The organism is Paenibacillus ginsengihumi DSM 21568 (assembly GCF_000380965.1).
Taxonomy (GTDB): Bacteria; Bacillota; Bacilli; order Paenibacillales; family NBRC-103111; genus Paenibacillus_G; species Paenibacillus_G ginsengihumi.
The window spans coordinates 1-12,820 of record NZ_KB905561.1 but is presented as its reverse complement, the minus strand read 5'-3'; the positions used below and the strand labels follow the sequence as shown (position 1 = coordinate 12,820).

The following is a 12,820-nucleotide window of genomic DNA, read 5'->3' as shown; positions in this document are numbered from 1 at the left end:
GCTCATTTTCATTCTCTATGAACATAGACTCCCCAGCCCGGCAAAAAGTTTCAACCGCGAAATGGGCCTTGTCACTGGAGCTGCCGAAGCTGCCAGAGGCGCTGGAGCCGCTGGAGCTGCCGGATCTGCCGGGGGCGTTGGAGCCGCCGGAGCCGCCGAAACTGTCGGAGCCACTGGATCTGCTGGATCTGCCGGAGGCGCTGGAGCTGCCGGAGCAGCCCCCGACCCTGTGTGTCGAGACGGGCGTCGGTATTTTCCGCTGCCCCTCCCCCCAGCCGACTCTGGAAGTCCGACTTCGCAATCTTCGAGCTCAATCAGGCTGGATGGACCCAAAAGCTGAAGGAAAACCGAGAAGAAAAACGTATATCGACGTCTATTCAAGGATGAGCATGTCCGCTGATGAGCTCGTCCGCTTAAGAAAATTGCCCCATGACTTAAGCTGCAAACGATTTCACGTTTGGGTGGGTACCAGTATGACTCGAACCGCAAGGCATGGCTAAGGCAGCATAAACCGAGGGCGAAAAGCGGTCCATGGAGCCATGAGTCACCATATGCTCTCTAACGCAAGTGACAAACGCAATTTAGCTGATTCGTGCTCTTTTAAAAGGTAACGCAAGCTGGGTAGCGCGATTTTGTCAAAAACGCTGAATCGGGCAGCCCTAAATACCGAATAAAGCTGCTCACTTGCGTTACAATTTCAAATCGATCGTTTCGAGGGAAATAAGCTCTGTGACTAGCGTTAGCTTCAGGTCTGCCATGTCAGCCCGGCAAAACGTAAGCCCACAGTTACTTCCTTGATCCCGCTCAGCCACAGCCGCTTTTCGTACTTGGCCGCAAAATAAAAAACCTTTAAACATACCCGAGTGTTTAAAGGTTTTTGGCTCTCCGCAGGCCAAGTCTGGATGTTGATTCGATAAAGAATTAACGGCTCGGCTTGAGCGCTTCGATTTCAGCTTCCGATAGCCCGCTTGCTTTGGCGATAACGGAAACTTCCATTCCCATCAAGAGCATGTTTTTGGCGATTTCAGTGGCCTTCTTTTGTTCCCCTTTGGCCATGCCTTCAGCCATTCCCTTCGCCATTCCCTTCGCCATTCCCTCTGCCATTCCTTTTTCCGTAGCCCATTCAATCATGGAGGCTTCGTCATGCAAATACTTCTGCCGCTCCTCATAACGCCTGCGCGCCTCGCGATCCTGGCTTAGAAACTCCAGCGTATCCATGGCCTTTTTCAAAGTCGGTTCATTCATCTTCAGCACCTCCCAATTCGATTTGTCGGCACCTTTCAAGAACAAGAGCCAATTGATCAGGCCGCCTTCTACCGGAATGGCTTGATCATCCAGCTTGGACAGCTCCATGAAATGAATCTCGATATCGTCGCACAGCTCAATTCCCGAGCTATCCTCCCTCAGATGGAACACATTATGATAACGGTCGTTTGAAATAAACGAATAGTTCAAGATATTGATGTTAACACACTTTTTCAGTTCCTTGTAGGTCTGTCCTTCCTGCAGCTGGCTGGAATAACGTTTGCCCCAGTAATAAAGCGTGCGTTTCTCAATATCATATTTATTGAACAACTGCATTTCGATATCAATCAGCTTGCCCTCTGCCGTCTTTGCCCAAATGTCAAAAATGGACTGCTTATCGAGAGGGGTATCTTTATCTGTGTATGGATTAAGCAGAACAATCTCCGTCAGCGGCGGCTCACCGGACTCGGCAAACGTACGATTTAAGAAAGCGAGCAGCACATCCTTATTATCTTCACTGCCGAAAATTCGTTTGAAGACGAAATCGTTCCGGGGGTCAAGCAAATCCGCCATCTGACAATCAACTCCATTTCTTTTTTAACGTTACAGAAAGTCTAACTTTGCTAAAGCGATAAAACAAAGTGTGACTTTCTGTACCAAGATAAACTACCGCTTAACCGCGGTCGCCCTTCCTTGAATGGACGTCGATAGACGTTTTTCTTATTATACCACGTTTTGAGTTGGATTTTGTAGGTTCTACGTCTGTCTTCACAGTCTCTTTCCCTGGGTCTCCATTAAGAAAAACCTTGCTTTCGGCAAGGTTTTTCTTTGCTGCGACCGATACTCAGCCGGCGGCCCCCGAACTCCGAGTTGGTGCTGCCCTTCCCTGGGCACATGAGACAACGAATCTTGCAAAAAATACAACATTTTCCGTACCCTTCGCATAGGAGGAAGGGGAATATTGTATTTTTTGCAACAATGTGGGCAAGATGGGCTTCAAATCGGGGAACATCGCCCGAAATGTTGCACTTTCTACAACAATGAGCCGCAGATGCGGTGTATCCCCCCGTTTTTGTTGTACAAAGTCTGACGCACGGGACGTAGCCCGGGACAAAAACCCCAGCCCTATTTCATGCTGGACGCCTTCAATGAACGAAAACCGACCGCCTCATCGGTCAGTCTTCGCTGATCATTCGCGTTGTTTAAGATCACTTCGCGTTAAGCGCCGACACCTTCAGGCGGTCCAGGGACACGCTGCGCCCGCGGGGATGGCGGATCTGCACCGTCTTCCGCTCGCCGGGAAGCAGATCGAAGAAGTTGTCGCTGAAGCGGATGTTGCCGTGCGGCACGTCCAGCTTCACCATCCGCGCGAGCGAGCAAGCCGCCGTCACGGTCACGGTCTGCTCGCGCTCGTCAACCTCCACCTCAAGCGCGGCAGGCGGCAGGCGCAGATCCTTCTGATCGCGCAGATAGCACAGGTTGTCCGGGGCGTCCCAGCCTTCGGCGGACAGCCGCACGACAACGTCCTCGGCGGCGCGGCCGGCGAGCGCCTCGGCTTCCGGCAGGCGGCCCAGCTCGGCCGCCGCATTTCCCGGCACGCAGGCGTCGAATGCGCGCGAGAACAGTTCCTGCCCGGCGAAATCGTACACCGTCAGTCGCACCTTGCCGACGATCGGCTCCAGGCGGTCGTTCACGACCCATACGGCCAGCGGCTCGCCGGGCTCATGATCGAGCGAGAGCAGCACCGGATCATAGAACTTCTTCGCGTAGAAATACGACGCCTTCGGCAGCAGCTCGTAGTCGATCAGCGACCAGCTCGTTCCGGGCCAGCTGTCGTTGAGCTGCCAGATGAGCGTTCCGCTTGTGCGGCGCTTGTTGCGGCGGTAATGCTCGATGCCGTATTTCAGCCCTTCGGCCTGCGTCAGCATGGAGAAATTCATGTATTCCTCGATGTCCCTCGGAATGCCGGTATAGCCTTCCATCAGCAGGATGCCCTTCTGATGGTTCGTATCCTTGTTGCGGTAAGCCATCTCGTCGCTGTTCCAATAAAACTGGCCGGCCGGAATGTTTTTCTCCAGCGTGTAGCGGTTCGCCGAGGCGTGCATGCCGAACTCGCTGCTGAACAGGGCGAAGTCCTTCTTATAGTTTTTGAAGCTGACCCCTTCCACGCTGTAATCGATCAGTGGCGGCTCGCCGCTGCGGCGCGGATAGACAGAGCCGTGCCATACCTGCCAGTTGTGTCGGTCGCCGACTTCGGGATCGTTGGCGTCGTCGCCTCCGAACGGCGAAGAAGGCCAATAGGCGCGGCTGTCGTCGAGCGCCGCCAGCACCTCCGGCAGCAGCTCGTGATAGATGCTCTCCCCGTAGAACGGGCACGTAATGTCGCCGCCGGCGGTCTTCATGTCGTACAGCCAGTCGATCTCGTTGTTGCCGCACCAGAGCGCCAGCGACGCATGATTGCGCAGCCGCTTCACGTTGTATTCCGCCTCGCGGCGTACATTTTCCATGAAATCGCGGTTGTAGTCGGGAAACAGCGCATTGGCGAAGGCGAAGTCCTGCCATACGAGCACGCCGCGCCGGTCGCATTCCTCGTAGAAGACGTCCTTCTCGTAAATGCCGCCGGCCCAGACGCGCAGCATGTTCATATTCGCTTGGACGGACAGCTCGATCAGGTCGCGGTAGCGGTCGTCCGGCGCCGCGCCGATCAAGTTGTCGACCGGGATCCAATTGGCTCCCTTCGCGAACAGCTTAACGCCGTTGAGCACAAACGCGAAGGCGTTGCCGCCCGCCTCGTCCTTCAGCTGCAGCTCGATGGTGCGGATGCCGAAATCCGCTTCGTACCGGTCGACCGGCTCGCCGCCCGCCAGCAGCGCGACCTCCAAGCGGTAAAGGTAAGGCTCGCCAAGGTCATGGGTCCACCACAGGCGCGGCTTTGGCACGCGCAGCAATGCGGCGGCATGGCTCCCGTCAAGCGCCATCGCTTCCGCTGCGACGACCGCGCCGTCAGCGGTCTTAAGCGTTATCTCCGCCCGGCAGACGGCACCGCGGCGATAGGCGGTCGCCTCCACGTCAACCTGCACCAACGCTTCCTGCTCAGCCAGCGAGGCCGTCCGCGCGAAGACGCTGTCCAGCCTGGCGACGCGCCGGCGTTCGAGCCGCACCTTCCCCCAAATGCCGACGGTGACCATCCGCGGCCCCCAGTCCCAGCCGAAATTCATCGCCGCTTTGCGAATCCAGGGGCGCTCCTTCGTGTAGGACGACCACTGAACCTGCTCCTTGTCCCGGTTGTGCAGGTAGAGCGGATCGAAGCGGACGGCGATGGTGTTTTTGCCGCTGCGCAAAATCCGCGTGACGTCGAACGTATGCCCCATCAGCGCGTTGTCCGTCTTGCCGATCTCCAGGCCGTTGACATAGATCGTAGCGAACGTATCGAGGCCCTCAAAAATGAGCTCATGCCGCTCCTCCCGCCCTTGCGGTTTCTCATAGTCGAAGCTGGTCCGGTACCACCATTCCTTCTGCTCGATCCAGCGGCACTTCGCATCGTTATGCCCAAAGTACGGGTGATCGATAATCCCCCGCTCGATCAGCGCCGAATGCACGTCGCCAGGCACCCTGGCGGTAATCCAGAAGCGGTCGTCCAGCCCGGCGGCGGCCACGTCCAGCGGTCTCGCCTGCCCGACGTCAAAATGCTGAATTCTCCACAATCCCGACAATTCCATGCGTATCCTCTCCCTTTCCATCCGCGTCTAGCGCGCTATTCCTCCATGCTACCGGCGGCCGCTCCCCCGCCTCCCGCGGCTTCCTCGCGGAATTCGCTCGGCGTTTTGCCGGTAAACTTTTTGAACAACTGGCTGAAATATTTGACGTCCTCGTAGCCGACCTTCGCCGCCACCTCGCTGATCTTGGCCGGCGAAACGGACAAAATCTCCATCGCCCGGCTCAGCTTGCGGCGGGTCACATAATCGCCAAAGGTCGTTCCGGTCTCTTTCTTGAACACCTCGCTCAAATGGTTCGGATGCAGATGCACATGCCTTGCCACCTGCTGCAGCCCCACATCGCTGCCCAAATGCTGCTCGATGTAAGCCATCGCCTTCTGCACATGCGCCGCCGGCCCTTCCGCCAGCCGCTGATGATACAGGCTCATGACCGCGCGCAAATAAGCGAAGAGCGCATCCTTCGGCAGCCCGCCCTCCTTCAGATTGAGGTGCGGAGCGGACAGCTCCGGCGGCATCCCCCTGCCGGTTGCCGACAGCGCCCGCTCCAGCCAGCGATGCGCCGACAGCGCGGCAGAATGCACCGCCGCTTCGAGCGATTCGATCGTCGTCTGCGGATCGTCCAGCTGCGCCTTCATATACCGCTGCACCCAATTTTTCAGGTCGACGAGATCGTTGTCCAGCAAAATCGCCGACAGTTCCATCTCTTCCTCGTGCGTACAGACGGTTTTGCCGCCCTTGCGCTGCCGAATCTCCTCGTACAGACAGATGCGCTTGCCGAGCAAGCCTTTGTAGGCGAACGCCTCCTCCGCCGTTTCGTACGATTCCCGGCACTGCGCAAGCCGCTCCACCGGCACGCCGACAGCGGCGAAGAGCGTGCATTTCAGCAGCTCCTCGATCTTCTCCAGCAGCCCCGCCAGAGCGAGCTTCCCCCGGCTGTCCAGCCGCACGGCGACGGCGATGCGCTTCTTCTGCATCAGCGTCTCGCAGCGCAGCAGCTCCCCCAGCATATTTTCCACCGCGAACAGCAGCAGCGCCGCCATCGGGGCCGATTCGCCCCAGCCCTCGGCATGAATGAGCGCAATCTGGTACCGGCCTTCTCCGCCGCTATCGGCCTCCGGGAACAAGCCGGGCAAATAGGCAGGCAGCCGCCCCAGGTCGGCTTCGTCCGTCTCGCCCAGGAGGAGCCGCTCCAGCATGAGGCTGCGCGCCGCCTTCTGCTTCGCCTGGTCCTCATTGCGGGCGGCCCACTTCTCCTCAATTCGCCGCTTCGCTCTAAGCACGGTCCTGATGATTTCCTCAGGACGGCTCGTCTTCAGCAAATAATCGCTCACCCCTTGGCGAATCGCCTGCTGCGTATAAACGAAGTCGTCGTACCCCGACAAGATGATCACTTCCGCGTCCGGAAGCAGCGCCTTCGTTTCCTCGGCTAGCTGCAGCCCGGTTTTCCCGGTCATGCGAATGTCCGTAAGCAGAATGTTCGGCCGCTCCCGCGGAATCCGCTTCAGCGCCTCCTCGGCGGAAGCCGCCGGCTTGAGCAGCTCCAGGCCCAGCTCGTGCCAGCGGATCACCTTGGCCAGCCCTGTCCGTATAATGACTTCATCGTCAACGATCATGATTCTCATGGGATATCCTCCAACACGGGAATGGAAAACGCGACGCGCGTGCCCGCCTGCTCCCGGCTGTCGATGCGAAGGCCCGCTTCAGGGCCGTAATGCAGAATCAGCCGCTCGTGCACGTTGCGCAGCCCATAGCTGATGTCCGGCGCCTCGCCGCGCTCCGCCAGATGCAGGCTGCCGCGGATCTCCTCCAGCCGCTCCTCGCTCATCCCGACGCCGTCGTCCTGGATGATGAAGCTCATCCGCTCCCCGTCGCGCCCGACGTAGACGGAGATGACGCCCCGTCCTTCTTTTTTCTGAATGCCGTGAATCATCGCATTTTCAACCAGAGGCTGCAGCAGCAGCTTGAGCATATATTTATCCTGCAGCGATGGATCGACTGTAAAATCGATATCGAACTTGTCCGGATAACGGATCGACTGCACCTGGGCATAGTTGCGGATATGGTCGATTTCCTGATGCACCGGGCAGTATTCTTTGCCTTTATTCAAGCTGAACCGCAAAAAATCGCTCAGCGCCCCGACCATATCGGCGATCCGCTTCTCCTCGGTCATGAGCGCCATCCAGTGAATGGACGACAGCGTGTTATACAAAAAATGCGGGTTAATCTGCGCCTGCAGCGCCCGCATATCGGCTTCCTTCTTGCGCGCCTCGCCGCGAATCAGCTCACGCTTCAGCTTCTCGATATGACTGCCAAGCCGGTTGTAGCTTTGGGCCAGCCGGCCGATCTCGTCGGAGGACGAAGCCGGATATCGGGGCAGCGGCTCGTCCGGATTCAACCTGGACAGCAGCCGGGTCAGCGCCCGCAGCGGATTGGTGACCCTGCGCACGAAGTACAGGATCAGCGCCGCTGTAGCCAGCACCGACACCGTCACGGCGGCAGCGGTCAGCAGCAAAATGTACCGGTTGCGGGCGCTGTACTGCTCAAACGGAACGAGCCCGACGATCGTCCATCCGACGAGCGGTTCCCGATAATACAGCACCGTCTGCTTGTCCGCGCCCCGCCCGTAAGTGACCGCCCCGCTTGCCGGATTTTCCAGCGCGTCCGCAAGTCCGGGAAACAGCGAATCGACCGGCATGGCCAGCCACTCTTTTTCCGTGCTCGAAAGAATAAGGCCCTGTTCGTTCAACAGCGCAATGCGCCCCTGCCCTTCTCCGAGCCGCCCCGGCTTCCAGTAACGGGAGATCGCCTGCTCGTCCAGCGTAATCGACACCCAGCCCAAAGGGCGGTAGTCGCCGATGCTGCGCAAGGGACGAATGAACGAGAACACGTTCTGTCTTCCGGCGTAATTGACGATGCTGTACAGTCCCGTCCACCTTTTCTCCGTTACTTGACGAAGATCGAGCTGCTTGTCCAGCTCCGACTCGTAGAGCGTCATCGTCGAGATGGGAACATCGCCGTTGCCCGGGTAGATCGTAATATGGGACACGTAAGGCTTGGATACGACCAGATTCGATAAAAAGCCTTGAATGCGCACCCGGGCGTTCCCGTCGTCGCCGCTGGCGCGGAGGTACTGCTGCACTTCCCGCTCGCCGATCAGGAAGATGGACAGATGGTTGACATCCTCGACAATAAAACGCAGGTTCCCCCGCATCTGAGCCAGCGTATCGATCCCCGACTGCTTCGTATTCTCCTCCGTAATCCGGGAGGAAATCAGATAGGCGAATACGCCCAGTGACAAAAGCGGGATTAATGTCGCCGCCAACATAATGACGGACAGCTTGCGCTGCAACGAACGGCCTATCCAGCGCAGCATCGCAAGTCACCTCCTCCGCGCACCGCACACCTTAAAGCCTGAAGCGAAAAAAGGGCGGCGGAACCGCTTGAAAGCCGGCTCCGCCTGCGGGTATCAGCCTTTCACCGCGCCGGCCGTCATGCCCTTCATCACCTGCTCCTGGAACATCAGATACATCGCGATGGTCGGAATGACGGAGATCGTCATGGCCGCAAGCGTCAGGCCGTAATCGGTCTGATACCCGTCCGCGAACGTGGCGATGCTCAGCGGCAGCGTCTTCAGGCTCGTCTTGCTGATAAATACGAGAGCGAACGAGAAATCGTTCCAAGAGTGCAGGAAGCTGAGAATCGAGACGGTGGCTAACGCCGGCAGCGAAATCGGCAGCATAATGCGCAGGAATACGCCCCACAGCCCTGTGCCGTCAATGTAGGCCGCTTCCTCGATCTCCTTGGGCACGGACGACAAATAAGCGGTCAGCACGAAAATCGCCGTCGGCAGCGCAAAGGCGGTATACGGCAAAATCAGCGCCCAATACGTATTGAGCAGCGATATTTGCTTCATCAGGATGAACAGCGGAACGAGCGTGCTGTGAATCGGAATCAGCATCCCGACGACGAAGAAAGTCATGATCCAGCCCTTGAAACGGAATTTGAAGCGGGCCAGCACGTAAGAAGCGAGTGCCGCGATAAACAGCGTCAGAGCCAGCGAAACGACCGAGACGATGACCGAGTTCAAGAAAGCCGTGCCCATCTTCGACGATGCCCAGGCCCGCGTGAAATTTTCCAGCTGCCATGCCTCGGGCAACGCGAACGGACGGTTCATAAATTCCGCATTCGTCTTGAAGGCGCTGATGAATAGCCAAAATAACGGATACAATGTCAGCAGCCCGTATATGGTGAGGAATGTCCAGAGGATCGCTCCCCTCCATTTTTTCACGGAAATGCCGGTTTTATGTGACGGCGCCTGTCTCGCCTGCAGAGCAGATTGGTTCATGGCCGGTTCCCCCTTTCGTTATCCATTCTTTCTGCGGCTCGTCAGCCATTGGCTCGTCCCGATGAAGAGCAAGCTGATCAGCACGATCGAGGTCGAGATCGCGCTCCCGAAGCCGTAACGGTAAGACGAGAACGTCGAGTTGTACATGTACGTCGCAAGCAACTCCGTCGCATGCGCCGGTCCGCCCTTGGTCATGATGTACACGAGGTCGAACGATTTCAAGCTGCCGGAAATGCACAGGATGAGCGCCACCTGGATCGTGCCCCAAATCATCGGCAGCGTCACGGAGAACAGCTTCCTCGCCCCGGTCGCTCCGTCGATCTGCGCGGCATCGTGAATGTCTCCGGGAATGTTTTGCAGCGCCGACATGAAGATGATGAGATACAAGCCGACGAAGCTCCAGATGAGCGGAGGCGTCAGCGAGAAGATGGCGATGTTCGGATCGGACAGCCACTGCAGCTTCCAGCTTTCGAGACCGAGCGCATCCAGCAAAAAGTTCAGTATCCCGATCTGCGGATGGTAAATGTACTGCCAGATCATCCCGATGACGACGGCGGACAACACCATCGGCATGAAGATAGCGGAGCGGAGAAATCTTTGCAGCATATTGCTTTTGTTAAGCATAATGGCCAGGACGAGCGCGATCGGCACTTGCCCGAACACGGAGGCGAGCACGAAGATCACGTTGTTTTTGAGCGCCCGCCAAAATACAGGATCGCGCAAAATCTCCGCATAGTTGCCAAGTCCGATGAACTTGGCCTCGCCGATGCCCTTCCAGTCGAAAAAACCGTAGTAGGCGGACCATACGACCGGCACAAAGACGAACAAGGCGTATATGAGCAGCGAGGGCAAGAGGCCCATCACAACGAACCGGCGGATGCGCAGGGTATTCATGAATGATCACTTCCTTCGCTAAATAGTCAGCCCTCCGCTAGGGAGGGCTTTATTCGGGAATAGCGGTTTTATTTGCCGATCGCACCCGCTTGCGCGTCTTGAATTTTTTGGGCGATCGTCTCCGGGTTGCCGCCCATCAGCAGCTCTTGCAGCCCGTTGTTGATCACCTCGACCGCGGCCGAGCTCAGCTTGGAGTCGTATACCGGGCTGATTTTCGTTTCCTTCATCAGATTGTTCAACTCCACGAACAGCGGGTGGGCCTTGGACTCGTCCAGCTCGATGTTGTAGCTGACAAGCGTGCTGCTGTCGAGCGTCGCCTTCTGGCCTTCCGGACCGGCCAGCGCATAGAGCAGCTCCATGGCCGCGTCTTTTCTCGCGCCCTCCAGCTTCTTGCTGACGCCCATGCCGGTTCCGACGACACCCGAGGTCGATTGGGGATCGCCCTTGCCTCCTTCGATCGGCGGCAGGATGGTAATGTGCGTCTTGTCCAGCACTTCCTGCGGCGCCGTCTTCACGAGATTGGCCAGCGCCCAGCCGCCGTCGATAAACATGGCGGCCTTGCCTTGGTTATACAGCTGAATCATCTGGTTCTCGTCGATGCTGTTGAAGCCGTCCTGGAACGCCTTGGCGTTGCCCAGATCCTGCAGCACCTTCAGCGCTTCGATGAACTGCGGATCGGTAAACTTCGCTCCATCCTGGTTCACCGCCTTCAGCAGCCAATCCGTTCCCGTCACGCGGTCGGCGATGGTGCTGAAGATGGTCGACTGCACGACCCAGTTCGCCTTGTTGCCGAGCGCGATCGGGATGACGTTGTTCTTGTTGAAGGTGTCGATCGCCGCCTTCAGCTCGTCCCACGTTTCCGGCACTTTGACGCCGTACTGGTCGAAGATCGCCTGGTTGTAATAGATGAACGAGCTCGGCGCCAGGTTCATCGGGACGGAATAAATTTTGCCGTCCACCGTATATCCGTCCAGAGCGTTCGGGATGAAGTTGTTTTTCCATTCCGGCTTGCTGTCCAGGAACTCGTCGATCGGCTGCAGCAGGCCGCCGTTTACGAACTCCTTCGTCATCGCGTCAGGCCACATGACGAACAGGTCCGGCATTTCGTCCGCCGCGGCGACCGTGCGGAGGCGCGTCTTCAAGCCGTCGGTCGGCAGGCCCTCCACCTCAAGCTCGATGTTCGGATGGGAAGCCTGGAAATCGTCCAAAATTTGTCTCATCGCAATCGCTTTCGCATCCTGGCCGGTCCAGTTGTGCCATACGGTCAATTGCACCTTCTCTGCGGAGCCTCCGTCCGCCCCTTGCGTTCCCGAACCGCCGCCGCAGCCTGCCAGCACGGAAGCCGACAGCGCCATCGTCATGCCGATTTTATATATGTTTTTCATGCGGTTAACCTCCCCTTTATCTTCTGTCCTCATTCTAACCCGTGAGCGTTTCGTTCAGTAAGGAGACAATGATAAGCATTAGGGTAGAAAAATATCGGATCGGGGGCTTGGATCGGGAGCCGCTGTGCCGACCGACTGGCAGTCCGCTAGACTGTCAATCCGCCGCAGAACCGCCAGTCCGGCAGTCCGATAGTCCGCCAGAGAACCGGCAGTCTGCTAGATCGTCAGTCGCCAGTCCGCCAAAGAACCGTTAGTCTGCTAGCTCGTCAGTCGCCAATCCACAGAGAACCGTCAGTCTGCTAGATCGTCAGTCGCCAGTCCGCCAGAGAACCGTCAGTCTGCTAGTCCGACAGTCCGTCAGCCCTTGTTCGGCCTTGCAGCGTTAAGCCTCCGCAGCTGCGCTTGAGCCGGAAACCTTGTGGTATAATAAAGCACAATATATAGAATATTTGCATCTGTGGAATTTTACGTGATGCATGATTAATAGCGAGATGGGCGCCTACGGCGAGCGCTTCCTTCGTCATCGGTCGTCACCTTCGGTGTTGAAAATTCAGCTTGTAGATAAAGCTGAATTTTCTCTAGAGAGAGCCAGCAAATGTTGTATTTTGTACAACAAAAACGGGGGAATAAATCTTATTTGCGGCTCAATGTTGTAAAATGTGCAACATTTTGGGCGCTGTTCCCGGGTTTGAAGCCAATCTCCCCTAAATTGTTGCACAAAGTGCAACATTCCCCTTCTGCTGGTGCCAAGAGGCCGGAAAATGTTGCATTTTTTGCAGGATTTGTCGCCGGTGTGCCTGGGGAGGAGCCGCGCTAACGCGGATTTCGCAAGATAATGCGGAGTTCGCTCGCTCATGCAGAATCCGAACGCTAGCATGAAGCTTTCACGCTAACGTGGAGTCCGCACGCTGGCGCGGGTTTCGGGGGCCGCCGGTTAAGTATCCCTGTCGCAGTAAAGTGTAACCTTGCACAATAAAGGGCCATGCCCAAGGCAAGCTTTTCTCAGCGCTGCCGGAAAAGCTGCCAGAAAGATTAACTTCGATAAAGCGTTAACTTGTTAGATCGAAGCGTGGCTGTCTGCGCCGGGCAAATCGGCCGCTCAAGCGCAGGAAGGGGCCGCGGGACCGGCGCTATTTTCAAGATAGACGCCTATGACGAGCGCTTCCTTACGTCATCGGTCGTCACCTGCGGTGTTGAAATTTTGTCGGCGTATATCGCCAAATTTTCAAGATAGA

General features: G+C 57.3%; 9 protein-coding genes. 1 reads left to right on the top strand and 8 read right to left on the bottom strand.

Annotated elements, in window-relative coordinates:
- Positions 1-68: 68 nt before the first annotated feature.
- The gene (locus F591_RS31330; RefSeq protein ID WP_156829504.1) at positions 69-500 is read left to right on the top strand and encodes a hypothetical protein; all 432 of its coding nucleotides are present in this window, start codon (positions 69-71) and stop codon (positions 498-500) included.
- Positions 501-921: 421 nt separating this feature from the next.
- Here the strand turns inward: F591_RS31330 and F591_RS0109600 are convergent, their stop codons facing one another.
- The 8 genes from F591_RS0109600 to F591_RS32715 form a co-directional block, all read right to left on the bottom strand.
- Positions 922-1,818 carry an Rpn family recombination-promoting nuclease/putative transposase gene (locus tag F591_RS0109600; protein WP_019534384.1) on the bottom strand — a complete coding sequence of 299 codons (897 nt, stop codon included), beginning with the start codon at positions 1,816-1,818 and terminating at the stop codon, positions 922-924.
- Between the two features lie 635 nt (positions 1,819-2,453).
- A complete protein-coding gene (locus F591_RS0109595; RefSeq protein WP_019534383.1) occupies positions 2,454-4,964 on the bottom strand; it encodes a beta-mannosidase in 2,511 nt (836 codons plus the stop codon).
- Between the two features lie 35 nt (positions 4,965-4,999).
- Complete coding sequence (locus F591_RS0109590) at positions 5,000-6,583, bottom strand: helix-turn-helix domain-containing protein (RefSeq protein WP_019534382.1); 1,584 nt, start codon at positions 6,581-6,583, stop codon at positions 5,000-5,002.
- Positions 6,580-8,334, bottom strand: coding sequence for a sensor histidine kinase (locus F591_RS0109585; protein WP_019534381.1), 1,755 nt, complete (start codon positions 8,332-8,334; stop codon positions 6,580-6,582). Before F591_RS0109585 ends, F591_RS0109590 begins: the two co-directional genes overlap by 4 nt.
- A gap of 93 nt (positions 8,335-8,427) precedes the next feature.
- Complete coding sequence (locus F591_RS0109580) at positions 8,428-9,306, bottom strand: carbohydrate ABC transporter permease (protein WP_019534380.1); 879 nt, start codon at positions 9,304-9,306, stop codon at positions 8,428-8,430.
- Positions 9,307-9,324: 18 nt separating this feature from the next.
- Positions 9,325-10,200 (bottom strand): carbohydrate ABC transporter permease, encoded by an 876-nt coding sequence (locus F591_RS0109575; protein ID WP_019534379.1) that lies wholly within the window; start codon positions 10,198-10,200, stop codon positions 9,325-9,327.
- 68 nt (positions 10,201-10,268) lie between these two features.
- Entirely contained in the window at positions 10,269-11,585 is a 1,317-nt protein-coding gene (locus F591_RS0109570; protein WP_019534378.1) for an extracellular solute-binding protein, read from the bottom strand.
- A 550-nt stretch (positions 11,586-12,135) separates the two neighbouring features.
- On the bottom strand, positions 12,136-12,315 hold the full coding sequence (locus F591_RS32715; protein WP_083935417.1) for a hypothetical protein: 180 nt from the start codon (positions 12,313-12,315) through the stop codon (positions 12,136-12,138).
- Between the last annotated feature and the right edge of the window lie 505 nt (positions 12,316-12,820).

Coding starts and splice junctions, on each gene's coding strand:
- F591_RS0109600 (WP_019534384.1), bottom strand. CDS start 1,818: ATGGCGGATTTGCTTGACCCCCGGAACGATTTCGTCTTCAAACGAATT.
- F591_RS0109595 (WP_019534383.1), bottom strand. CDS start 4,964: ATGGAATTGTCGGGATTGTGGAGAATTCAGCATTTTGACGTCGGGCAG.
- F591_RS0109590 (WP_019534382.1), bottom strand. CDS start 6,583: ATGAGAATCATGATCGTTGACGATGAAGTCATTATACGGACAGGGCTG.
- F591_RS0109585 (WP_019534381.1), bottom strand. CDS start 8,334: ATGCTGCGCTGGATAGGCCGTTCGTTGCAGCGCAAGCTGTCCGTCATT.
- F591_RS0109580 (WP_019534380.1), bottom strand. CDS start 9,306: ATGAACCAATCTGCTCTGCAGGCGAGACAGGCGCCGTCACATAAAACC.
- F591_RS0109575 (WP_019534379.1), bottom strand. CDS start 10,200: ATGAATACCCTGCGCATCCGCCGGTTCGTTGTGATGGGCCTCTTGCCC.
- F591_RS0109570 (WP_019534378.1), bottom strand. CDS start 11,585: ATGAAAAACATATATAAAATCGGCATGACGATGGCGCTGTCGGCTTCC.
- F591_RS32715 (WP_083935417.1), bottom strand. CDS start 12,315: ATGTTGCACTTTGTGCAACAATTTAGGGGAGATTGGCTTCAAACCCGG.